General features: G+C 46.3%; 22 protein-coding genes. 9 read left to right on the forward strand and 13 right to left on the reverse strand.

What is annotated here, in order from left to right; all coding sequences use genetic code 11:
- Positions 1-478 precede the first annotated feature (478 nt).
- The 3 genes from ABWW54_RS19295 to tkt form a co-directional block, all read right to left on the reverse strand.
- Entirely contained in the window at positions 479-838 is a 360-nt protein-coding gene (locus ABWW54_RS19295; protein WP_353414771.1) for a hypothetical protein, read from the reverse strand.
- Positions 839-920: 82 nt separating this feature from the next.
- Positions 921-1,298, reverse strand: a complete 378-nt coding sequence (locus tag ABWW54_RS19300) for a hypothetical protein (protein WP_353414773.1) — start codon at positions 1,296-1,298, stop codon at positions 921-923.
- A 395-nt stretch (positions 1,299-1,693) separates the two neighbouring features.
- Positions 1,694-3,694: a transketolase gene (gene tkt / locus ABWW54_RS19305; RefSeq protein ID WP_353414775.1), complete on the reverse strand. Its 2,001-nt coding sequence runs from the start codon at positions 3,692-3,694 to the stop codon at positions 1,694-1,696.
- A 409-nt stretch (positions 3,695-4,103) separates the two neighbouring features.
- On the opposite strand from tkt, the gene ABWW54_RS19310 reads away from it, so the two are divergent.
- Together ABWW54_RS19310 and ABWW54_RS19315 are read left to right on the forward strand one after the other, a co-directional pair.
- On the forward strand, positions 4,104-4,814 hold the full coding sequence (locus ABWW54_RS19310; protein WP_353414777.1) for a glycoside hydrolase family 11 protein: 711 nt from the start codon (positions 4,104-4,106) through the stop codon (positions 4,812-4,814).
- 309 nt (positions 4,815-5,123) lie between these two features.
- Positions 5,124-8,144: an endo-1,4-beta-xylanase gene (locus tag ABWW54_RS19315; RefSeq protein ID WP_353414779.1), complete on the forward strand. Its 3,021-nt coding sequence runs from the start codon at positions 5,124-5,126 to the stop codon at positions 8,142-8,144.
- Between the two features lie 378 nt (positions 8,145-8,522).
- Here the strand turns inward: ABWW54_RS19315 and ABWW54_RS19320 are convergent, their stop codons facing one another.
- The 10 genes from ABWW54_RS19320 to ABWW54_RS19365 all read right to left on the reverse strand — a co-directional run bounded on the left by ABWW54_RS19320 (position 8,523) and on the right by ABWW54_RS19365 (position 13,520).
- Entirely contained in the window at positions 8,523-8,978 is a 456-nt protein-coding gene (locus ABWW54_RS19320) for a PaaI family thioesterase (RefSeq protein WP_353414781.1), read from the reverse strand.
- Between the two features lie 100 nt (positions 8,979-9,078).
- Entirely contained in the window at positions 9,079-9,258 is a 180-nt protein-coding gene (locus ABWW54_RS19325; protein WP_353414782.1) for a hypothetical protein, read from the reverse strand.
- A gap of 84 nt (positions 9,259-9,342) precedes the next feature.
- Complete coding sequence (locus ABWW54_RS19330; protein WP_353414784.1) at positions 9,343-9,690, reverse strand: DUF3024 domain-containing protein; 348 nt, start codon at positions 9,688-9,690, stop codon at positions 9,343-9,345.
- Between the two features lie 80 nt (positions 9,691-9,770).
- Positions 9,771-10,244: a L,D-transpeptidase family protein gene (locus ABWW54_RS19335; protein ID WP_353414786.1), complete on the reverse strand. Its 474-nt coding sequence runs from the start codon at positions 10,242-10,244 to the stop codon at positions 9,771-9,773.
- A 68-nt stretch (positions 10,245-10,312) separates the two neighbouring features.
- On the reverse strand, positions 10,313-10,774 hold the full coding sequence (locus ABWW54_RS19340) for a hypothetical protein (RefSeq protein WP_353414788.1): 462 nt from the start codon (positions 10,772-10,774) through the stop codon (positions 10,313-10,315).
- Positions 10,746-11,114, reverse strand: coding sequence for a hypothetical protein (locus ABWW54_RS19345; RefSeq protein ID WP_353414789.1), 369 nt, complete (start codon positions 11,112-11,114; stop codon positions 10,746-10,748). The genes ABWW54_RS19340 and ABWW54_RS19345 overlap by 29 nt, the downstream gene beginning before the upstream one ends.
- A gap of 87 nt (positions 11,115-11,201) precedes the next feature.
- The gene (locus tag ABWW54_RS19350; protein WP_353414790.1) at positions 11,202-11,465 is read right to left on the reverse strand and encodes a hypothetical protein; all 264 of its coding nucleotides are present in this window, start codon (positions 11,463-11,465) and stop codon (positions 11,202-11,204) included.
- 93 nt (positions 11,466-11,558) lie between these two features.
- Positions 11,559-11,951: a hypothetical protein gene (locus tag ABWW54_RS19355; RefSeq protein WP_353414792.1), complete on the reverse strand. Its 393-nt coding sequence runs from the start codon at positions 11,949-11,951 to the stop codon at positions 11,559-11,561.
- Between the two features lie 72 nt (positions 11,952-12,023).
- Entirely contained in the window at positions 12,024-12,449 is a 426-nt protein-coding gene (locus tag ABWW54_RS19360; RefSeq protein ID WP_353414794.1) for a hypothetical protein, read from the reverse strand.
- A 264-nt stretch (positions 12,450-12,713) separates the two neighbouring features.
- On the reverse strand, positions 12,714-13,520 hold the full coding sequence (locus ABWW54_RS19365; protein ID WP_353414796.1) for a cobalamin-binding protein: 807 nt from the start codon (positions 13,518-13,520) through the stop codon (positions 12,714-12,716).
- A 101-nt stretch (positions 13,521-13,621) separates the two neighbouring features.
- Between ABWW54_RS19365 and ABWW54_RS19370 the strand changes: the two genes are divergently transcribed.
- The 7 genes from ABWW54_RS19370 to ABWW54_RS19400 all read left to right on the forward strand — a co-directional run bounded on the left by ABWW54_RS19370 (position 13,622) and on the right by ABWW54_RS19400 (position 24,522).
- Positions 13,622-16,429, forward strand: a complete 2,808-nt coding sequence (locus ABWW54_RS19370) for a TonB-dependent receptor (RefSeq protein ID WP_353414798.1) — start codon at positions 13,622-13,624, stop codon at positions 16,427-16,429.
- A gap of 309 nt (positions 16,430-16,738) precedes the next feature.
- Entirely contained in the window at positions 16,739-17,311 is a 573-nt protein-coding gene (locus tag ABWW54_RS19375; RefSeq protein WP_353414800.1) for an RNA polymerase sigma factor, read from the forward strand.
- Positions 17,308-18,399 carry a FecR family protein gene (locus tag ABWW54_RS19380; protein ID WP_353414802.1) on the forward strand — a complete coding sequence of 364 codons (1,092 nt, stop codon included), beginning with the start codon at positions 17,308-17,310 and terminating at the stop codon, positions 18,397-18,399. Before ABWW54_RS19375 ends, ABWW54_RS19380 begins: the two co-directional genes overlap by 4 nt.
- A 194-nt stretch (positions 18,400-18,593) precedes the next feature.
- A complete protein-coding gene (locus tag ABWW54_RS19385; RefSeq protein WP_353414804.1) occupies positions 18,594-21,437 on the forward strand; it encodes a TonB-dependent receptor in 2,844 nt (947 codons plus the stop codon).
- An 82-nt stretch (positions 21,438-21,519) separates the two neighbouring features.
- Complete coding sequence (locus tag ABWW54_RS19390) at positions 21,520-23,070, forward strand: tryptophan halogenase family protein (RefSeq protein ID WP_502907833.1); 1,551 nt, start codon at positions 21,520-21,522, stop codon at positions 23,068-23,070.
- 43 nt (positions 23,071-23,113) lie between these two features.
- Entirely contained in the window at positions 23,114-23,842 is a 729-nt protein-coding gene (locus ABWW54_RS19395) for a SapC family protein (RefSeq protein WP_353414807.1), read from the forward strand.
- A complete protein-coding gene (locus ABWW54_RS19400) occupies positions 23,842-24,522 on the forward strand; it encodes a DUF6445 family protein (protein WP_353414809.1) in 681 nt (226 codons plus the stop codon). The genes ABWW54_RS19395 and ABWW54_RS19400 overlap by 1 nt, the downstream gene beginning before the upstream one ends.
- Positions 24,523-24,568: the final 46 nt, after the last annotated feature.

Here is a 24,568-nt window from a genome sequence, read left to right on the forward strand (position 1 = left end):
ACTTATAACGCCCACAAAACGGGCGCGCGATTAGCGCGTCCGAGCCGAAGGCGTAAACGTTTTTGTTCTTGTTATGGATTTGTTTGTTCAACAAATTCAGTGAATTGATACTTTGATAATAATTCATAGATCTTTTGTTCCCTTTCAAAGCAATCATCGCAATTAGCTAACGTGGTTTTAGCTATAGATATATTGAGTTCGAGGTCGTGTATTGCTTTATCTAAGTTTCCTTTTTTTATGTTTTCAATAATTCTTAAACTCTGTTCTCCTGAAGCAGATTGAGAAACATATGTATTGTGATTCATGAATTTCCCAATGAATTTAGCATATAGATGGAAAGTGACGTAACTAAAGATAACTCCACCGAGAATAAAACACAGGGAATAGCGAATATAGATATTCAATTTAATACCCATAACGCCGCCCACAAAGGCGCGCTTTAGCGCGTCCAGCCCGCAGGGCATTTTGCTGGGCCTTGTTAAGCGTGGCTTTCAACGCCAAACCTACTTTTGATTAAATTATTGATTATTTTGATATCCATTTCCCTACCGGGCGAACGGTACTGCTTAGTGTTTGTATTTACCCAGCTAGCTACCACCCTTGAGCCTCCTGCTGGCGAACCAGCAAGCTGAAAGCCAAATATGTGATGGCCTGTCCAGCTACGGACGAAATAGACCCAACCATCCTCAGAATATATAAACCATTTATCGTCCATATCAGCTGGTTTATGCCCAGCCATAATTTTCTCTGCATCAGAATCCCAAAAGAAGTTTTCGTACCCGAGATCTTCTTTTTCTCTGGGTAGTGGTTCAGTCTTCCAGTCACTACGTTTTAGCACGATATAACCTTACGCTTAACGCCCACAAAACGGGCGCGCGAATAGCGCGTCCGAGCCGAAGGCGTTACCGTTTTTGTTCTTGTTAGGTGTTGTTGTCTGCAACATGGGTAAAAGTACCGCCATTTCTTAAATGATTAATTATCTCGAATACCAACCTGCCATAGAGGTCGTAGTGAGTTGAGTCATTTGGCACGTACCCAACATTCTTTATGAAATATTCCTTACCAAAATACTCGTTGGTCTTATCTAATGATTCTTTAACCGAGCTTCGAATTTTGTCTGGATCAACCCCTTCACTCAATCCTGATTTCAGCGGCTGCAAAGCGAATAACTCTTCAATTTCACATGGTGACTCAGAAAGTTCAATTTGAAGATATGCATCTCTACCTGCGCCGCACTGCAAAGAACCAATGTAAAACTTTTCATTTTTCCCGAAGAATGGCATTCGATTCTGATACACCTAACAGTATTCTTTTCGGACACGGTGTCCGAGTATTTTTTGTCCTAGTAATACAGGCAGCTTTCCTAACCTATTGAAATAATGCATATATTTTCTTATCCCTTTGCTGATGAATTAGTTGGAAAACGACGCTTTATGATTGGGTTTTTCTGCTAACTATTTGATTTTTAATTAGTATTTCCTTGGGTATTATTCGGACTGTCCTAGTAATACGTATTTTTATTGTATGCGATAGGCGCTATGTGACTCAAATGATTTAAATTATGTTGTTGGCCTGGTTAAGAACCGTGTCGAAATAATGTTGGGCCACTGTTTTTCGATAACAAACAAGCCAGCCCTCGGTAATAAGATGGTGGCTGGCTTTTGTGATTTAGCGTGTTTTGCCGTTGGTAAGGTTAGATCCAGCCGCGATCTTTAACACGCGTCACCACCGCTTCTGGCGTAATTCCAAAGTGCTCGTAGAGTTCGTTTGCTGGGCCGGATTCTCCGAATGTGTTCATTCCGATAAGTTCTCCATTTAAGCCAACGTATTTGTACCAGCCATCCATAGAGCCAGCTTCGATGGCAACGCGCCTATCGGAGCTGGGGGGTAAGACGTGGTCTTTGTAGGCTTGGCTCTGTTGTTCAAACAAATCGCAGCTTGGTATGCTCACCACGCGTAGGCGCCCCCCCAATTTTTGTAACTGGCGTGCAGCAGTTAAGGCAATATCCACTTCAGAGCCTGTGGCGATCAAAATTAGGTCTGGCTTAGATTCGCAATCTTTTAATATATACCCGCCGCGCTCAATGTTGCTAATTTGTTCGGCGGTTCGTTCAACGTGCGGTAAGTTTTGTCGAGATAAGATAAGCGACGTTGGCCTGTCCGTCGACTCAATCGCTTTTTTCCAAGCCACAAACGTTTCGACAGCATCACCTGGCCGCCATACTGACATATTAGGTATCAGCCTTAAACTGGCGGTATGTTCAACGGGTTGGTGGGTTGGGCCATCTTCGCCTAAACCAATAGAGTCATGGGTTAGAACGTAGATTATCGGTTGTTTCATCAACGCTGACATACGCATGCCGTTGCGCATATAGTCAGAAAAAACTAGGAAAGTTCCGTTGTATACGCGATAGCCACCGTAAACTGACAGGCCATTTGATATTGCGGCCATGCCGAATTCCCGTACGCCGTAATGCAAATAGTTTCCGCTTAGGTCTTTATTGCAGATGGAGGTGGAACCACTCCATATTGCGTAATTAGAGCCGGCCAAGTCTGCCGACCCGCCCATCATTTCAGGGGTCAGCGGGCCGAAGGCTTCCAGAGCCATTAAGCTCGCTTTACGGCTAGCGACAGTGTGCTTTGCTGCGTCACAGATCTGTATTAACTGGTTGGCAGTTTCTTGCCATAGCTGAGTATGTTCGCCACGTATTCTACGTTTGAACTCCGCCGCTAATTCGGGGTGTGATAGCGCGTATCGGCTAAAAGTGTCGTTCCAGTCTTGCTCATTTCTCTGTCCCTTGGTTTTGGCGTTCCATGCCTCGGCGATGTGGTTAGGAATGTTAAAGGCGGGTGCGTCCCAACCCAGTGTCTGGCGCACAAGTTTAATTTCATCGGCACCTAACGGGGCACCATGACAAGACTCTGAGCCCTGTTTTGAGGGCGACCCTTTACCGATGATAGTTTTGCAGCAAATTAGACTTGGTTTATCAATGGTTTGCTGCGCTTGACTGATAGCCTGAGAAATAGCCGCATGGTCGTGTCCGTCGACGTTCCTTACAACATGCCATCCGTACGCTTCGAAGCGAGTGGCCGTGTCATCTGTGAACCATCCCTCAACTTCACCATCAATTGAGATACCATTGTCATCCCAAAACGCAATGAGCTTGCCCAACCCAAGCGTTCCAGCTAGAGCGCAAGCTTCGTGAGAGACCCCTTCCATCATGCAACCATCACCCATAAAGGCGTAAGTGAAATGGTCAACAATATTGTGTTCTGGTGTATTGAAAGTTTGCCCCATGTTGGCTTCGCCAATGGCCATACCCACGGCGTTGGCTATACCCTGGCCCAACGGCCCGGTTGTCGTCTCAACACCTGGCGTATATCCCAGCTCTGGGTGACCAGGGGTTCTCGAATGTAATTGGCGAAAGTTTTTGAGTTCTTCAATGGGTAAGTCGTAGCCGCTTAAATGCAGCAGGCTGTACAAAAGCATTGATCCATGTCCGTTGGACAAGACAAATCTGTCTCGGTTCGCCCATTTGGGGTTTTGAGGGTTGTGTTTCAAGTGATCACACCAGAGAGCTTGAGCGATGTCAGCCATGCCCATGGGTGCTCCAGGGTGTCCGCTGTTTGCTTCTTGAACAGCGTCAGCGCTGAGTATTCTGATGGCGTTTGCTAATGCCGATGGCGATGTCATTTTATCCTCTGTATTTGTCGTCAAGTTGTGTGGTTTGAGTTTAGTTAGTCATTTCGACTATAACATCTAAGTGTTGTTATAACCACTTGCCGATTACACTTAAAGACGTCATTGAAAAAGGGAACAAACTGTGAGGTTGCGCCTTAATTCGAAATGGGGGCGCAGTCAGCCTAATTTGAATTGATGCCAATCAAATATCGTAGAAATACTATGGGGGTAGAGAGCGGTGTTGTAACGACTGAACAGGCATTGGGTTAGCTAACACGCGGACTAACGCCTGTATGTTTCTATCTAATGGTCATATTGACAATATAGCTGAAAAGAATATAGACTAGAACCGTCAGGCATATCAATGTGCTGTAGTTTTGGGTGTTTGGCTGTTAATTTAAACCATCACAGGAAATAAATAATGATAAAAGTAAAATCTAGATCTGGATCTCCACCAGTCCAAATATGGGCGCTTATTAAGTTCTCCTTCGTGTCTTTGGCAATGCTGTTGTCAACTGCAGCATACGCTCAGACGCATTGCGATCCCAAAATAGGTGATCACGGCGGTATGTTTTACACGCATTGGACGGACGGAGGTGGTAGCGCCTGCATGACCTTAGGTGCCAATGGAAATTACAGTTACTCTTGGTACAACACTGGCAATTTCGTGGGCGGAAAGGGATGGCGAAAAGGCGTTTCAAACCGACAAATTGGCTACAATGCTGGTGCCTATAGCCCTTCGGGGAACAGTTATCTGACCTTATACGGGTGGACGAAAGGGCCATTAATTGAATACTACGTGGTTGATAGTTGGGGCTCGTGGCGTCCGCCGGGCAATGCTGATTATGGTGGTCGAGTCTATACAGACGGTGGCACATACGACCTTTATAGAACGCAGCGAGTTCAACAGCCATCCATTGAAGGAACCAGAACGTTTTATCAATACTGGAGTGTCAGAACCTCAAAAAGGCAGACGTGGAATAACTCGGTTATCAGCTTTCAAAATCACGTCGATGGTTGGGCTAGAAACGGATGGTACTTGGGCAACCATGACTACCAAGTTCTGGCAACAGAAGGGTATCAAAGCAGCGGTTACTCTAATGTAACTGTGTGGGACGCCGGTGGAGGGTAAACCTAATACTTAGATACTAAATGAACAGGGTCGCACTAGCCTTACCTAGTGCGACTCTGTTCTAGGCTTATAGATCGACTTGTTCGGCTATCTGGCTCCAAAACACTTAAGTCAATATCTAACTTTGTGTGAGCAGGGTCTTCATAGATTGTCTCATTCGTTTGATTTGCTCATACCTTCTGTCTGCTCTCATATTTTAACCTTGCAAGAAAGAATGTCATTTGGCTGACTTAACACAATCAATCTTATGGTCCATATGACTGTAAATATAAAAAATATAACTAAACCCACTTTCTAGCTGAGGAGCTTATGTTACATAAAATAATTTTACTGATTTGCTTCGTCTTGATGTTCCAGACAGGAGCGGCTGTCGGGACGGAGGCCGAGAATGCCGAGCGAACGGGGAACCATTTAAGTTCTTCGGATAACCCACTTATTTGGAAGCGCCTGAAGCGCTATTTCCGTTGGCGAGGAGTAGATTCTATTTCATCTGCGGCGGATCGTAGCGGAAGACTGGCCGGAGCGGCGGTGAGTCAGTCTCCTTTTCAGGCAGATGAAACGTATCGCGGTATTCTCAACAGTGACTTTAATTACGTTACGCCCGAAAATGTTGCCAAATGGGGCGAGCTACAGCCTAACAATGCCAATGAGTGGAGCTTTGAAGCAACGGATGCAATGCTTGAGAGCAGTGAGAGTAATGACCAATTGTTTAAAGGGCATGCTTTGGTTTGGCACGTACAATTGCCGAGCTTTATCAACGACGATCTAACGCCAAATGAATTAAAGGTTCTCTCAGACAATCACATTACCACCGTGCTGAATCGCTACGCGGGCCGGATATATTCTTGGGATGTGGTCAATGAAGCCATATCTGATGGCGAAGAAGTCTACCGAGATTCGATCTTTTTAAGAAAGCTGGGCACAGACTATATTGCAGACGCGTTTTACACGGCCAAAGCGACGGACCCGTTTGCGCAACTCTACTATAACGATTACGGAATCGAGCGAGTGAATACAAAGTCCGACAAGGTTTATTCCGTTGTAAAAGACCTTGTAGAGGCGGGAGTTCCGATCGACGGCGTTGGTTTTCAAATGCATTTGGACGCAAATTTTGCTCCAACCGTTGATCAAATGGTGGAAAACTTTGAGCGCTTTACGGCATTGGGGCTCACGGTTAATGTAAGCGAGCTGGATGTTCGTATCGCCAACTTACCTTGGGACAAAGCAACGAACCTTGCCCTACAAAAACAGGTGTATCACAGAGTTGTCGATGCGTGCATGCGAGTGTCCGGCTGTGAAGGCGTAACGACATGGGGTTTTACAGACAAGCACTCATGGATAGACTCCACGTTTGCCCCTGATGACCCACTCCAATACAACGAGTCGTACGAGCGTAAACCGGCTTATTACGGCATGGTTGACGGTTTTTTAAGGCTTGATTCAGCGCCAATAGGAACGCTACCAAACTTAATTGCCAATAGCAGTTTCGAGACCGGTGCCGATGGCTGGTTTGCTTATGGTGGTGGCACGTTGAAAACCATCCATAGTTACAGAGTGTTTGGAAAGTACCATAAAAAAGGCCTTCGTAGCCTCATGGTCAAAGGCCGTAGTGAGCCATTTCATGGCCCCGGCCATGACTTATTAGATGTGCTTCGGCCCAATCAAACTTACACGATCTCATCATTGATCAGCGTTCGCGGTACACGCCGAGCACCAGTCACGGCCTCCGTACAACTGCAATGTCGTGGTGAAGTAGCGCAATTTATTCAAGCAGGAAGTGTAAGGGCGCGTAAATGGAGGTGGCGCGATTTAGAGGGGCAGTTTACTACCCCAGATTGCGAACTAGAGGTTGCAACACTGTATTTCGAAAGCAGTAAGGTGGGTGCGAAAATCATTCTGGATAATCCTGCGGTGCGCCCCCAAGAGTTGGTGGTAGCGCCTAACCCTAACTTAGGACCCAATGTGCTCACTAATGGCGGTTTTGAGTCGGGAATCGATACCTGGTTTGGCTTTGACCAAGCTGTCGTAGAAGCTCGAGATCAAATGCCGTTTGCCGGCTCGGCCGCGGGTTATGCGAGCGGCAGAACGGCTGAGTTTGACGGTTTGGCTACAAGCTTGTTAGGTCTGGTGACCGCTGGCGAAGAATATCAGTTAACGTCACGGGTCAAGGTCGATGGCGTTGCGCAAGCACAGGTTAAAGCCACCTTGCGTGTTGATTGCCCTGCTGGCCCTCAATTTTTGGGCATCGCAGGTACGGTAGCAAATGAGACCAATTGGGCGCTGTTGACGGGTAAAATTACCATCCCGAATTGTGAAGCGACCGATACTATCCTGTATTTTGAGGGGCCCTCTGCCGACGTAAACTTGCGTTTGGACGAAGTGTATTTGCAACAAAACTTGCTCGAACCTTCATTGAACATAATCAGCAATCCTGATTTTGAGCAGAACGCCGATGGTTGGTTTGGTTTTGGTTCAGCCTTTTTAGACGTTACTCAGGACGTTGCCTATCAAGGCTCACAAAGCTTGATCGCCACAAATCGAACTCAGGGTTTTGAAGGGCCTGCTGTTGGTCTTGGCGGTGTGCTATCGCCGGGCTCTACCTATTCATTTAATGCCTTTACGCGAATTCGAAATTCCGCACTTGCGCAAGAAGAGGTTCGAGCAACATTGCAAATAAAATGTGCGGCAGACACCGGCGAACAATATCTTGGCGTAGCCAATGTGATGGCCAACGATCAAGGTTGGGCTGAGTTAGCGGGATCGGTTTCGGTTCCAGACTGCGCTATTGAGTACGCCAATCTGTTTATTGAAGGCCCTGGGAGCGGCGTTGATATCGCGATTGACGCGCTTAATATGGAGTTGGCTGGTTCCTCTAACCCTGACCAAAACTTGGTAAGCAATTCTGGTTTCGAAGACAATATCGCGCCTTGGTTTGGTTTTGGTGGAGCGGCGCTTGAGCTAACCACCGCTGAACCGTACGAAGGCACACAGAGCCTTGTTGCGACTAACCGCACGGCGAGTTTTGAAGGTCCGGCAATTGACTTGGTTGCTCAAGTCACCCCAGGCTCAGCCTATGCCATCAGTGCGCAAGTGAAAGTTTCTGGTGCCAATAGCGCTGATGTATCGGCAACGATTCAAACCGTCTGCGAAGACACATCGGAAGTCTTCAACGGAACCGCCGCCGTTAGCGCAACTGACTCCGGTTGGGTAGAACTGGCAGGGGATATTTCGTTACCCGCTTGCACCGCCGCCGCACAACGGCTTTACTTCCAGGGCGCAGGAGCGGGTATTGACATTATTATTGATGCGGTAGAAGTCATTCAGAATTGATAATAACTATTCCTATTAACTACCGTGGGTAAAAAGTAGCTAAGAGTTCACCATGTTGTGGTGGGCTCTTTTGCTCAAAATACCATTTCCCCGAGCACAACCTAGCACTAGGCTAGCGTGGCTTACTAATCTTTACCAAAATAACCTAGCGCGAGCATAAGCGCATCAACGTTATACATAGCAACAGAGCCGCCTTGGTGGTTAACGTAAACGCAATAGACTACGTAATTCAGAGTGCGCAAGCTCATTGCCTAGATTCAAGGCTTGCGGCACAGCGCTTTGAGTTAATGGTCTGTCGTTGTGCAGGCTATAACCCAATGAAAAACCAAGGCAACCTTAAAGTCTGTGTGTTGGACGCATAGTAGGACTTGCCCTGCATTACTTAAGCCCAATTCTTATTTCGCCAGTAGCGTACGCACATGGCTCATTTTTAACGTTAAACAGTGTGGATTCAGAAAAAACTCTTCGTCCTATTTTACGATTACATTTAGCCGTAGCATAAAAGTAATTATTTTCTACTGGCTTTAATAGTTGAATATTAATATTGCTAGTCGCAAAATTTCCCGATGATGAATATTTTAGACCAGTTAATCCAATCACCAAATCAAACATCGCCGAGATGATAGCTCCATTTATATAATTCTGACCGATGCCACCTAGATGAAAAGGCTTTATATTTGCTATTTCGCATTTTGGGTTTTCGAGTTCGTCTAGGATAACCGTAATTCCCATATGTTTTGAAAAATCAGAACTATTAAAGAACCTTTCTATTTCGTTCCAATTTTCGCCATCGATATGCTTAGACATCACATTGCTGAAATTATCGTTATTCATGTTCAACTCTCAGATAGCAACTTGGACACATAGCGTCCTAAAATGGGTGATTATTACGCTGATAACGCGTTTGAGCCAACGTCGATAGTTCTGTGGCGCGTTATGCGGGATTTTCATTGTACCGATTAATGAAATAGCTTGAATACTCATCATCTAACATGCTGTCTATTGTCTTTATCTTTTTTAGGGCTTCTTCGATATCAAAGCCTTTTTCATCAATGATCGCCAAAGCTTCATTATGCAATGCATATGACAAATGAGCGGCTGTTCTCACTGACATATCTGCTTTGTTGTCGCTACCAAGGTACGGTGCAAGAAGAAGCCTTATTTCGTAAAGCGCTAGAGTGTAATCGCCTCGATATGTTTAACCAAAAAAACAAGCATATTCATCATTAATAACGATCTCCAAGAATTCTTCTAAGTGCCGCACCGAAGGTGTGGGCTCATAGGCGTGCCATTTTAGGTCGCCTCTTTGCCAAAAAATTTTCCAAATGCCTTTAGATTTAACAAATGTTGCTTTAGCATGACTTTCTTCCATTGTTTTATCTGGGTCTTGCCAGTCTGGACGAATACTAAAAATTTCAATCGATTGGTTTTCCATGCGATACCCCATATCGAGTTCATGCCTGATCGAAGGGTGCGGCCGTCTGATAGCTAGAAATTTTTCTAGTTCTTTCTCAAAACGCTTTGTTTCGAATTCACTGATAGTCATTGAGTTAGTCTATTTCTAAACACACATAGCGCTCCAACGAACGCAGTGAGTTATGATTGTCGTCTTATGATATGTACTTTTTACCATGAAATTTCTATAGGAGTACCAACTTTCACAATCTCTAGAAATTCGTCCATTTCGCTATTTTTTAAAGCAATACAGCCATCAGTCCAATTGAAGTTTTGGCTAATCAGACTGAGCCACCCTAGGTTATTTTTTTGCCCGTGAACCATGATAAAACCACCTGCTGAAACACCTTTGTTTTTAGCATTTTCTAAATCCCTTTTATTTGGATAGCTGACGTGCATTGATCTGTAAAAAGAAGAGTCTTCTTTCACATAGTCTAAAATATATCTTCCCTCAGGCGTTTTTTCATCACCTTCTTGTTCTTTGTGACCTCTGGGGTTTGCCCCCAAAGCAATATCGTATTCTTTCTTAACTTTGCCTTTCTCTAGAAGGTACATTTTGTTTATAGATTTCTTAACAGTCACAAGATCAACTTCAGCATTTGCTGAAAAGGCGACCATTAGAAAAAGGAGAATAAGGTTTCTCATCTCATAATGTCCAGCAAACGGGCATTGTTAAAGCGTCCGAACTGATGTACGCAGAGTTTTGCTTCTTGTTATGTCTTTGTTTGAAAACCATTACTAATTACTTCTAGTTGCCCATTGCAATTAAAGTTGAAGCGATAATGTTTATAGCTTTCGCTATCTACAATTATTCCCTGTTCCCAATGTTGCTTTAACCAGCTTGAATTTAATATTTGATAACAACAATCATCTTTTTCATTTTCTAGATATTGTTCGCATTCTTGCCATTTAAATGCGATTACTTCGCCAAAGTAAATTTCAATTGCACTTTCTTGCCAGTCTTCGAATCTTACAGTTAACACACCACCTTCTTTAGTAAAGGTAGGGTATTCAGCATCAGAAAGAGAAAAGCTAGTTCTAATTAGGTGTACTTCTTCCATATCTTCATAGACATAGCGCCCAGAACACGGGCGCGGTTTACCGCGTCCGAGCGTAGCGGCAGTTTTTTGCCTTGTTATGCGACGTTTATACCCAGCACCAGTCATTGTATTCAAATTCGTTTTTATTTTTGAGTATATGAATGGTCTTCTCAGACCATTCATATACTTTGCTATTTTTAGATTCATTCGCTTTTTTAGCGAGATTTATGATCTCCGATTCTCTATTTGGAAAGTCACTACCACTATGTAAAAAATCTCCTACAATCATATATAAACACGAAACCATAAAATCGCGATTTGGACAGCTTTCATCTTGAGATAGTTTTAGCACCAGATCATCATTCCCCGATATAGCAACGGCTAACTCCCAATCCTGATCAGGAAACCTAGCATTAGAATCATATGCCCAACGCTCCAACTCTACAGCTGAAAAATCCCAAGCATTAATCTTCATGCGCATAACGCCTCAATAAAAGGCGAGCGTTAGCGAGTCCAGCCTGCGCTTTTTGCGGGCGATTTTTAACTGACTTGTTATGCATTTTTACATGATAGGAAACCATTTTGTTTCCCCCGTTTCAGTATCTACCAATACTATTACATGATCTGGGTCTATTACCGCAACATTTGGGTCATCGCATTTAGTAGAGATGATCACAGACCAGTGTCGGTCACTCAACCCGAACCATGAACCGTTACTTAGCTTTATAGATATATCGTTTACGTTTAATGGCCAGTCAGTATTCTTGTACTCTTGAGTAGCAAATTCCTTTGCCAGCCTCAGAGCTTCATCTTTTTCAATTTTCATATTGATGCATAACGCCCAAAGCACGAGCGAGCGAAACAACGTGTAGCGAGTCCGTGGCCGCGCTTTTTAGCGGCCATATAGTGCCTTTGCTTGTTAGGCATACTTTTTAAACTCCACTACGATTTCTTGTAAATACTCCTTTGCCACTTCGAATGTGCCGGTGATGCTATAGCTAAAAGTTTCAGTGCCACAAAATGCACCACCAATTTTGAATGTTAATGCAACGTAAGTGCTAGTGCCTTTAAATAGTAAATAGGAACCGTAAGTACCTTCTAGTTTTGGTTCTAATTCTCGATTCAATATAAAACTATCGAGATCTTTGATGAACTCGATCATGTTTGTGAAAGTAACATCGTTGTTGCAACCAGTGAATTCACAAGTTCCCGACCCAATTTTTGCTGCTAATGAGCAAAAATTATAGCCAAATTCATCTTCACCATTTTCAATGGTTAATTCACATTGGTTATCGGTTGACACGATTTTCATCGTATGCCTAACGCCCGCAGCATGGGCAAAATTGGAGCGCAGCGGAAATTTTGTCCTGCATGGCTGCGCTTGTTAAATTTTGTTGTAAATAGAATATACAGTAGCTTGGCCTTTATAGTTATTTAGCAACATTAGCCCTTTGCTTTCAAACTTACATTTACTTATCTTTTTCAAACCGCTGCCGAACGTACCAAAACGGATTTCCAGACCCTTGCTATTTAATAAGTGCTCTAGAGCTTCCTGGTGATTATTGGAGCTCATTGGTCGCCTGTAATTTACCCATTGATCATAGTCATACTTGCCAGCTATAACTATAGACTCGCAACCAGCTCCATCCCCATATTCACTTTCTTTAGTACGTTTTAAGTCTAACTTAAAAGAGTGTGCTGAATCCTCTACAAGATCAACGTCAGTTACCACAACCGTAAAGCTCATACCTCCAGCAAGGGAGTTAAGTGGAAACACAAATGCAATTAGTAGGAGTAGATATTTGGTCATAATAATTTAACAGTATTCTTTCCGGACACGGTGTCTGAGTATTTTTTGTCCGAGTAATACGGGTGTTTTCTTTAACCTATTGAAAAAATCATATATTTTCACTTTCATTGGTGGGTAAGTTAATTGAAAAGTGATGCCTATCAGGGGCTACATTCATCTAACTGTTTGATTTTTTTTGTTGTTTTTTCTTTGGGTGTTATTCGGACTGTCCTAGTAATTCGCTTTTTTATTGTATTCGATGCGCGCTGTGTGACTCAATGGGTTTTATGGTGTGTCATAGTTTGCGGTGTGCCAGTTTTTCGTTATTGCAAACAATTGATCTAAACCTTCCGTGAGTGCTGCGGGCCCAGGTTGCAATATGACCGCGGACTTAACTTCGTAGACTTGGTTAGTGAGCACCGCAGGTACGTTTTTCCAGCCTTGTCGCTCGCCAACTTTGTGGGGATGAAAGCGCTTTCCGCACCAAGAGCCAATAATGATATCGGGCGCTTTTGCCACGACCTCCATCGGGTCGGCAATGATTCTGTCTTTGCCGCCTTGGTGTTTGGCGTTTTCTGCATAGCAATCCACTCCGCCGGCGATTTCAATGAGTTCACTGACCCAACCAATTCCACTGATAATGGGTTCGTACCATTCTTCAAAATAGACGTTTGGTTTTACGCTCCATTGTGAGGTCTCATTTTGTATAAGTTTGATTTTCGATTCATAAGTGCTGGCCAACTTATCGGCTGCGTCAGCGGCATCCACGAGTCGGCCCAAGGTTCTAATCATTCTCAATATGCCGTTAACGGTACGATGATTAAAGATATAAACTTCGATGCCGTGCTTGATTAACTCTGCCGCTATGTCAGCCTGTAGATCGGAGAATCCGAGTACTAAGTCAGGCTTTAACGCTAGTATTTTGGGTATTTTGGCGCTGGTGAAAGCGGAGACTTTCGGTTTTTCTTTTCTGGCTTCGGGTGGGCGAACCGTAAAGCCTGATATACCCACGATACGATCCTGTTCGCCAAGAAGGTATAGAGTTTCAACCGTTTCTTCGGTCATGCAAATTATTCGTTTTGGCCAGTTCATATACACGTATTGCTTAGGAGCGGTTGTTTCTAACAGGAGACGTCTTGCGAGCTTTACAAGAATTCGATGTGCAATGATATACTGCTCAAAAGAGGAGAGCTATGCAGTCGTTACTTAAACGTGCGCTGTTGTTTTATGGTTTTAGTGGATGCGTTTTTGTCTGCCTGTTCAGTGTGGTGTTTGCTCAATCAAACGCGCCCGCCCAACAGAAGGCTGAAACCGACCACGCCGTAAAAGTAAACGTCGATATACCTAAACAAAAATTAGGCGATGCCCTAATGGTGTTGTCGTCACAGGTTGGTCTTAACATTGTGGGCCTGTCTTCCGATATGTTGTCGGTTGACACTCCTGCCATGTCAGGATTAATGACACCGACCCAGGCGCTCGATCGCCTATTAGAAGGCAGCGGTTTTGGTTATCGATTGGTTGGTAAAAGCTCCGTATCAATTCTTAGGGATACCGCAAGCTTAAAGAAGGTCATCCCAACTGACTTCAGCGGTTTGGATGAAGTGGTGGTTATCTCGGGGCGCCGTACCTCAGATTTACAAGATTCTTCGACCGCGGTCACTCATCTTTCCACCCAAGAAGTGACGGTGAATCGATTTCATGATGTCCGAGACATTTCGGCCTGGGTGCCCGGCTTAGAGTTTGCGTCTACTGGCCCTCAAGAATCCGTCTTGGTGCAACTTAGGGGGGTCGGTACAACAAATATTACCGAAATAGCGGATGGCCCAGTCTCAGTTCATGTCGATGGTATTTATTCCCCACGGTCACAGGGCGTAGCAAATTTGTTGCACGACGTTAATCATATTGAGGTTCTTCGCGGGCCTCAAGGAACGCTATTCGGCCGTAATTCGTCGTCGGGCTCCATCAATGTATACACAAAGGAACCCAATCTAGAGGTCTCAGAATTCGATATCGAATTAGGCGTTGGCAATTACAACTCTACTCGCTCGCATCTCTTGGCAAACTGGACGGTTTCAGACACGTTTGCGGTGCGTTTTTCTGGCGTAAAACAAACACACGACCCTTACACAACTACGCTTGATGACTACGCTGGACTTGGTCCTCATTACCCGAGTTCTGAGGCTGAACTTGGTGATTTTGATCAAGGGTTTGGAACTGCTGAAGGTTTGGATTCTGAAGATCGATTGAGCTGGCGCTTGTCGTCTCTTTGGCGGCCTAATGATTCTTTGGAATGGTTTTTGAGTGCCGAGCGATATCAAGATAACGGCACTGGCAGTGCCGAGCTCGACCCCACCTTAGTTGAACAAGGAATTAGGGCTGTGGTGTTGGATACGCAACCGTTTGTTGATTTAACCAACGACGCTCTCCGATCAAGGCTAAGTTGGGAGTTTGAATCCGGGGCCTCACTTACTTACCATGCTGGCTTCGCTAATATGAAACGCGCCCAGCTCTACGATACGGACCAGGGCCGGACAGGCGATTTTGAAGTAGAACGTACGGTCGCGTCCAGTTTCGACTTTTACTCACACGAACTCCTGCTGAAAAGCGCAAAAGATCTTAAGTTAAGTTGGCTAGCTGGCGTGTTTGCATCGCGTGAGTCAAACAGCATTGTGTTTGCAGTAGATCAACAGAATCGAGGAGGGCAGCGGCAGATCAGTGACGTACCAAGTTGGATCAGTGGTCTTCCTGGAGCGGCAGTGTCGTACGCCAATCAACCGGATCGACGGTCAGAATCTTTCGGGGCATTTTCTCAGTTTGTTTACCAATTCGCATCACAGTCGCGATTAACCTTTGGCACGAGATACAACCGAGACAAAAAGTCAGACTCAGGCGGACGAGCCATTAATTGTCGCCTGCCGTCGGCGTTTGGACCTTACATCACCTCACGTTCTCTTGGGGTTGGTGCGCCGCGTTCGAGCCAGATATTTACCGACGTCAATGTTACTCAGGCGATTCAACAAGGGTTATTTTTTGACGGCGGCACAGCAAATGGAATTGGCGAGCAGCCTTGTTGGGTTAGGCAGGTCAATGACAACAGCGCCAGCTGGAGCAATATTTCTGGTTTATTAAAATTGGATCACAAGCTCAATGACGACGTGTTGCTCTACGGTTCCGTTGCAAGTGGGTTCAAAGCTGGACACATACAGGATGCAGGTAATACCGCCAACCCCGAGACTGTGTTGAGTTATGACGTGGGCTTTAAGTCCCAATGGTTTGGCGATCGCTTAAGAATTAACGGAGCCGCTTACTATGCGGATTACAAAGATCTGCAATTCTCTGATGACGACCGTATTGATATTGATGGAGACGGAGTTGCCGACGCCGGTGGCAGCACGGTTGTACGAAACGCCTCCAATGCGCGGGTTCGGGGATTGGAGTTAGAGTTCCAATGGCACGCATCAAGGTTTCACCATTGGCGCGGGTCGATGGCAATAACTAACGCGCGCTTTAAGCAATTTGATATTCCCGATTCGCTCTTTGGCAACTTGTTTAATCCGTTTTCCGATCCGATGGGCAGAGTGGCGGAAGACAATGTTAATCTGTCAGGAAACTCACCCCCAAGAGTGCCAGACTGGAAAGCGCATCTTGCGTACTCCTACCGGCACCCGCTCACCGTTGGTGAAGGGCAATTGGGCGTTTCGTTAACCGTGTCGGATGATTACTTTTTAGATATCTATAATCGGGATGAATTGGCCGCCGGTGTTTTCGCTAGCTTGCCCGCTGGCGGCAGCAATTTGGGTGTACAGAAATCGTACGCAACGTTGGATCTTAATGCCAGCCTATTTGGTCGGGACGATCGATGGGCACTCAGGTTTTGGGTGAAAAATGCGACCGATCAATCGATCAAGACATTATCGGGAACGGCGATCACGGAGAATGGATTCATCGCTAATTACCATCCACCACGTACTTTTGGCGTTAGCGTTGCCTTGCATCACTAAAATTTACGGAGCGGATTCACCGCCTTACTCCGTCTTTTAAGTAGCGATACTCTGTATGGCCGCGAACACTTTTTATCTCTCCTTTAGCTTGTTGTTCGGTTGTGGGTGTGTATACGCGATGCACACCCATTTTTTCGTTTTTATATTATTTTCAAAATAAAGGTGCGGATTGCCGCAGTGTGTCCGTCGTATTAAGGTAGACCTGAAACTTCAGTCATGCGTATGATGTTCTTGAACTGATAATTGGGACGTTTATTGAACCAGTGCAATCGGTTGATAAAGATAATTAAAAACGATAAAAAAATAGGTTTGAACAGTCACCAAGCAATTTTGCGTTCGCAAGCGCCTCGCCATCCGGCCTTAGACAAGGTAGAGGCAGCGTATGCCGAACTCAATGGCGAAATTGCTAACTATCTGGTGCGCAAATTGTCCTTATCGCCGCAAGCAGCAGAAGACGCAGTGCAAGGGGCGTTTGAAAGTGCATTGTGCATGAGTGAAGAAAAACTGGGTGAGATTAAAAACGCGCGCGCGTTTATGTATCGATCTGCTTACAACGCCGGAATAGATTATTGCCGGCGTGCTCAAGTTGGGCAGAGGCACGTTGAAGACGTGTGCATTGATTCTCAAAAACACGTTGAGAGCATCGACCCTTATCGAAATGTTTCAGTCAAGCAGGAAGTTGATGTGTTAGTGTCAGCCTTAAAAAAGATGCCGAATAAGCGACGTAAGTTAATCATGATGAACCGAGTTGAGGGGCTGTCATACGCTGAAATATCTAGACAACTCAGTTTGTCTGAGTCGGTCGTAAGAAAACATGTGAACCGAGCGTTGGCCGACCTGTTGGGTGTGCTAAGAGTTCGAACAGGCGAGAGTCGTAAATGAGTAGTATTAAGAACAGTGGGCTCGAAGCCGTTACGTCGCGTGATGGTCAATCTATCGAGCGCGAAGCCATTGAGTGGCATCAACGACTGTCGAGAGACACGGACCAACAAATCGAAGACGCCTTCGATCACTGGATGGCGATCAGTGAGCACCATCGCCAAGCGTATCTCGAGGCTGAATTGTTAGGCGAAGGTCTCGATCAACTGAAGACCGATTCGGCTGCGCTCAGCCGTTTAACAGAGGCGTTTGATGCAGAGGCGTGTTCTGACTCCAACGACGTGGTAAGTATCGGTCGCTATAAGAAGCGAACTTGGCTTGCGTCGGCGGTTGCCGTCGCTGCCAGTATTACGTTCTTCACGATGTTCAATTTGGGTTGGTTTAGTACTCAAAATGAGCAACCTAATTTGGTGAGCGATAGTCGGTTTCAATCCATTTATCACAGTGAAATAGGCCGTTTGAAAAAGGTTGAGTTGCCAGATGGCACGCACTTTACGCTTGGTCCGAATTCGTTCGTAAAAGTGGTGTTCAACGATTCCGCTCGTAGGGTAGAGCTGGTGCGTGGTGAAGCGTATTTCGATGTTGTCAGTCTTCCTAATAAGCCATTTTTTGTAGAAGCTGACTTAGCTTCTGTAAAAGTGGTTGGTACGCGTTTTGATGTGCGACGATTAAGTCAGGCTACATCAGTGTCTGTTGTCGAGGGTGCGGTTCAAGTTTTTAATGGTAAGGAATCCGCGCGACTACGGGCTTCTAGTTTATTGCCGACCACCTTACTGGCAGGGCAATATGCCAAGGCCGATGGTGATACGGATATTGTGGTGCAAGAGGCCTTGAATGGCGAGGATTTAGTTCCTTGGCTAAGCGGTCGTTTAACCTACCGCGGGGCTGAGTTGCGCGACGTGCTGGCTGATGCAAACCGATATTCGCTGGCGGGTAACATTAGACTACGCGATCCATCATTAGCTGATAAACAAGTAACTTTGTCGGTCAATATTGACAGCATTGATGAACTGCCTTTGATGCTTGCCGAACTGATGGATTTGACGGTGGATAAGAGGCCGACCGAAACCATTTTGAGCATTAAACGCTGAACTTTAATTCAGTCTAGCGCAATTTTTAGGCCCGCTAACCGTTTGGTTAAGCGGGTTTTTTTATCCAATGTGTAAATAATGGAGCGGATATTAAACCCCTTCTCGTCACATGAGTAATAGGTGTCATAACGATCACTTATATCTTGGCTTGCTTGCAAAGGCGGCCGAACACTCATCAAAGAGGAGACATTATAATGATTAAAAAATTTCGCAGGTCCAAGCTTTCGTCCGCCGTGGCGTTGAGCATTGCGACGGCAACATTCCCGGTTGCTTCTGTAGCCCAACAAAGTGCCGAACAAGCGAGTAACGGACAAGAGCTTGAAGAAGTGGTAGTTAAAGGGATTCGGCGTGCGCTAAAGCGTGGCCAAGATGTTAAACGCTCGGCAGGAGGTGTTGTCGATTCGATTTCAGCGGAGGGTATCGGTAAATTTCCAGACAACAATCTGGCTGAGTCATTGCAGCGCATATCCGGTGTATCTATAGATCGCTCTGGCGGAGAAGGGCAGTCAATCACCGTTAGGGGCTTTGGCCCAGAGTTTAACACCGTCTTATTAAACGGTCGTCAATTGGCATCTGAGAGTGATACACGTGGGTTCGGTTTTGACACAATTGCCGCTGAAATGGTGGCTGGCATCGATGTTTCTAAAACGGCGTCGGCGAGCACTCAATCAGGCGGTGTGGGTTCAACGGTAAACATTCGCACCTTGCGGCCGTTTGATTCGTCGGGCCTAAAAATCGCGGGAAGCGTAAAGGCGCAACATGAATCGTTAAGTGGCGACAGCAGCCCGAGTGTATCCGGCTTGTACAGCAATACGTTTAACGATGACCGGTTTGGTGTGTTAGTCGCGGTGTCTCGCCAAGAGCGCGACGTACAACTTAACTGGGCTCAAACTAATGGGTGGTTGGAAAACGTTGGTGTACCGCAAGAGCAAATAAACGGTGGGGCAGGGTTTTCAGGTAACACCTTCACACCCAGAAATTTTGATCTTCTTCAGTCTCAGCAAGAGCGGGAGCGAACCAACGCGAATGTTGTTTTGCAGTTTCGACCAAACGACGCAACGGAAGTGACGTTAGACTATTTGTATTCTGATTTTGATGTTAACGATAATACAAGCTCCTACGGTCATTGGTTTACGGGCTCTAATCTCACGGACGTGACGTTGGATCAAAACGGCACGGCCACAGACTTACGTCAAGAGGTCGGGTTAGCGACGGATTTTCACGCTAAGAGTTTCAGCCGAATCACCGAAACCGACGCGCTTGCATTAAACGTTAAATGGGATGTGAATGAAAACTTAACGCTCGCATTGGATGCACACACGTCTAGTGCTAATCGTTTTGAAGGCCCATCAGGGACGGGTGATCTTCTTTCCTTGGTTGGGTACGCGAATCGGGTTCGTTTTCAAAGCGACGGCGCTGTTTTGCCGTGGACCAGCGAATTTCAATCACCAAGTACGGCTGTGTTCAGTGGGCAGCAAGAGCTGGATGGGGTGGCTTACCAAGGCGGAGTAACGCCAGCGGGTGTGAGCGACTATTTAGATCCTAGTAATCTGCGGGCTCATGTCATGTTGCGCCGGGGTTGGGCTGTCGAAGACGACGTAGATCAACTGAAGCTGGATGGTGTATGGAATAACGACACAGACCAAGGCTTGATCAAGGCTAAATTCGGAGTGATGAGTTCGTCGGAAACCAAATCACTGACCCGTTGGGATAATGAAGGCGCAGGCATCCACTGTACTTATTGTGGGTACCCTGACGCTCCCGCTGTGGCAGGGATTAATGTGCAGCGCTTGGACGGAGGAAGTGATTTTCTGGGCAGCGTAAGCGGCAGTGGCCGAACGCCGGCGGTGTGGTTGTCGCATGATGGCGAAGCGCAATTTGGCGCAGTCAGCGCGGCCAGTGGCCTCAATTTTGACGCGGTAATAAGAGATAATTCTTTTACCGTCGAGGAAGACACCACGGCCTTCTATACTGAATTCGATTTTTCTGGGTTCGTGGGCGAAATGCCAATCTTTCTAACAGCGGGCGCTCGCTACGAAGATACCGACGTAACCGTGGTTGGTACCGAGGCATCGATTTCTGGTTTGCGTATTCTGGACAGAACCGAAATGTTGGCGCAGTTTGGTGTGGCGAATCCAATCAGCGCCAAATCGAGTTACTCAAAACTGTTGCCATCTCTGAGCGCAAAGCTTGAAATTAGCGAACAGTTGGTTGCTCGCTTTGCCGCATCTCAAACGTTAACAAGGCCGACCTTACGTGACATGGCTCCGGTAACGGTGATCGGTACAACACGTCAAGGTGGGAATCTGACTTCCTCATCGGGCAACCCTGAACTTCTGCCGTTTGAATCGGACAATCTTGATCTGTCCTTTGAGTATTACTACGGTGACGTGAGTTACGCGTCTATTGGTTACTTCCGCAAGGACGTTAATAATTTTATCGTCAGTGGAACGGAAGATCTGACATTCACGTTGCCAGACGGTTCGCAATTGCGTGACCCTTCAACGGGGACCAATCCAGATGCCCCTGATGGTGCTGACTCGGTTGCGGTGTTCACCAATACCCTTCCTTCAAATGGCCAAGCAGCTACCGTGGATGGAATTGAAGTAACACTGCAGCATGAATTTGGAGACAGCGGTTTTGGAATCATCGCTAACGCCACCTTTGTTGACACTGACCGGGATTTCAATCCAGCGGATATTTCGCAAAAATTCGCGGTGACGGGGTTGAGTGACTCCTTAAACTTGGTCGGGTACTTTGAGCGCGGGCCATTCCAGGGCCGACTGGCCTACAACCAGCGTGATGAGTTTTTGCAATCCTTGACTCAAGTAAATGGTGATGGAGTGCAGTTCGTGGACGAGTATTCTCAATGGGACTTCAGCGCAAGTTACGACGTGAGCGACAACCTTACGGTGTTTCTTGAAGGGATAAACCTGACGGAAGAAGTGGTTACAAAGCGTGGTCGGTTTAGCAATCACTTTCTACTTGCCGAGGATTCGGGGCGCCGAGTGTCTCTTGGCTTAAGGGGGAGTTGGTAGTTACTAGGCTGACATGAAGCCTATAAAGGGCGGTGCCTTTGGGTGCCGCCCTTTTGTGCGTTGTATTACCTTTAATAGCGGAGTGAGAATAGTGAACACGATTGATTCGATTGTTGTAGTGGGTGGCGGAACGGCAGGGTGGCTAACAGCAGGAAGGCTTGCGGTCGAACAACGGTCACGGCATCCTGGGCGGCCCGTCGATGTCACGCTCGTTGAATCGCCTAATGTGCCGATTGTTGGGGTTGGCGAAGGCACATGGCCAACCATGCGCGCCACGCTGAAGCGCTTAGAGATCAGCGAAACCGAGTTTATTCGAGAGTGTGACGCCACATTTAAGCAGGGAGCAAAGTTCGCAAAATGGTCAAAGAATTGCGATGACGATTTTTACTATCACCCGTTGATGATTCCTCAGGGGTTCCCCAATACTGATTTAGCCACTCATTGGTTGACGAATGGGGGCGATGACTCATTTTCTAACGCGGTTTGTTTTCAAGAACAACTTTGTGAAAACGGAGTCGCTCCAAAAACCATATCGACTCCCGAATACACTTCTGTGGCAAATTACGCCTATCACCTAGACGCTGGAAAATTCGCGCAATACTTGCAAAAGCACTGTACTGAATCTCTTGGGGTGACTCACCTATTGGCGGATGTGGCGGCGGTAAAAAATAGCGATGACGGAGACATACATGCCCTAGTCACGGCTCAAGCAGGAGAAGTTATGGGGGACTTATTCGTTGATTGCACTGGGTTTAGTGCCTTGTTGATTGGTCAGCATTACGCTGTGCCATTTAGGGATTGTTCGTCGGTCTTGCAAATAGACAGAGCGTTAGCAACACATGTGGCTTATCCGGCCGACGACAGCCCTATAGCCTGCCATACAATTTCGACTGGCCAGAGTGCGGGTTGGGTTTGGGATATTGGCCTACGGCATCGCCGAGGCGTGGGCTACGTCTACAGCTCTGAACACATCAGCGACGATCAAGCCGAACATGAACTGAGAGCCTACATCGGCGGTGACAAAATCATTAGCGAACCTCGGCGAATCGATATTAAGTCAGGACACAGGGAACACTTTTGGTACCGAAATTGCGTGGCAGTGGGTTTGTCGGCTGGGTTTTTGGAACCCCTTGAGGCGTCAGCCATTGTGCTTGTAGAGTTGTCGGCCAACATGATTGCTGAGCAGCTTCCAACCACTCGCTCGACAATGGATATTGTGGCCAAAAGATTCAATTCAACGTTCCTATATCGTTGGCAGCGCATCATTGATTTCTTAAAGCTTCACTATCTTTTGAGTAAGCGTGACGAGCCTTTTTGGCGCTCGATGACTGATTGCAACTCGATTCCGGAATCACTCGCTGAGCAATTGGAGCTTTGGCGTTATCAAGTACCTTGCGACCATGACTTTGATTCCAACAATGAAGTCTTTCCAGCGGCAAGTTATCAGTACGTCTTGTATGGCATGGGTTTCAACATAGACGCACAAAATCATCGGCGATCACCGATGACGGCATCGCATGCCGCGCAAGAATACCTGCGTAATGCGCAAATTACGCAACAAGCGTTATCAAAGCTGCCAAGTCATCGTGAATTGATAAATAAGATTCATGACTACGGAATGCAGACAATATAAGAACAAATATGCGCGGAACAGTCAGCGCTATTAAGGAGCAATTATGAGTAATATCGTATCACTGAATTTCGACCATCATTCGACCTTACAAGTACAAGCGAACCTGCGTCATTCCAGCGCCATTAATCAACATTTAATGCCGCTGGTACCGTCGGAGTTTGGAAGAGCGAGTAGCTGTTTTCCGATCGTCATCGTTAAAAGTGAGGATACGGGGCAATTTACGTTCTCTGCCATGATGGGCTTTGGACCGGGCGAAAACTTGTTTGTACGTGAGGGTCTCTGGGACGCAGATTATGAACCTTTGCAGATTCAGCGCCAGCCGTTCTTCGTTGGTGACGACAATGGCAACCGAGTTGTGTGTTTTGATTCTGATAGTGCTGCACTAAGTTCGGACGTCGGCGAGCCACTTTTTACTTCATCTTCCCAGCCGAGCGACTACTTAGAGACCGTTCAACAGATATTAAATGAGCTTGTGAACGGCGAACAAGAGTCCAGAGAATTGGCGAGTCAACTACTGGATTTAGATCTCCTAACTCCATTCAGTATCGATATTGAATTTAACGATGCAAGCAAGCAAAGTGTGCAAGGCGCCTACATGCTGAACGAGAGTAAGATCGCTGAACTCGACGACCAAACCGTGTTGGCGTTACATCGATCAGGTGCGATGGGGTTGATCCATACGTTAAGGTGTTCGATGCATCAGATACCTAATTTGATTGCCCGAAAAAATAGGATGCTAGAGGTCGCCAAGAGTTGGTTCGAGCGGGCGTAATGGGCAAGCTTGAACATCGCCTTGTGGGGCAGGGTCGTTGGCCAATGGTTGTTATCGATGACTATCACCCTGAGCCCAGATCTCTGGTTGATAGGGCGGGTGCTCTTTCAGACTTTGACTCGAATGCCCGCGATTATTATCCGGGTGTTAAGCGACCAGTGGATCACGTTTTATACGCTGAAAACATCAGAAAATATTCTGAGGCGTTATTAACTTCGTTTGGGGAAGTCGGTGACTTGATTGACAGCACCTACGCCATTGCAAACAGAAAGCCCGCTGAGTTGCTACCGATTCAACGCATACCTCACTACGACACGGCCGATCAGAATCAATTGGCGTTAGTGCATTACCTGTGTGATCCCAAATGTGGAGGAACCGCATTCTATCGACACCGCAGTACCAAAATTGAGCGCATCAGCACTCGCAACGAAGCGTTGTTTCAACAAGCCTTAGGCCGAGAGGCGACCACGCATGGGCTGCCGGCGGCGGATTATGTGGATGGAGACACAAATTTGTTTGAGAAAGTCGCAAGTGTCGATGCTCTGTTTAACCGAGCGATCATCTACCCAGCGTCATTGCTTCATTCTGGCACTATCAATCCGTTAGTCAGATCAAGCCAAACCGTCGCGACCATGCGGCTTACCGTTACCGCGCACTTTGAAATGCTATCCATCTCATAGCCAAAAAAATAGCCGTTAGGCCTCGTATAAAAAGAATCAATCAACA

Source organism: Arenicella sp. 4NH20-0111, from assembly GCF_040366405.1.
Lineage (GTDB): Bacteria > Pseudomonadota > Gammaproteobacteria > Arenicellales > Arenicellaceae > Arenicella.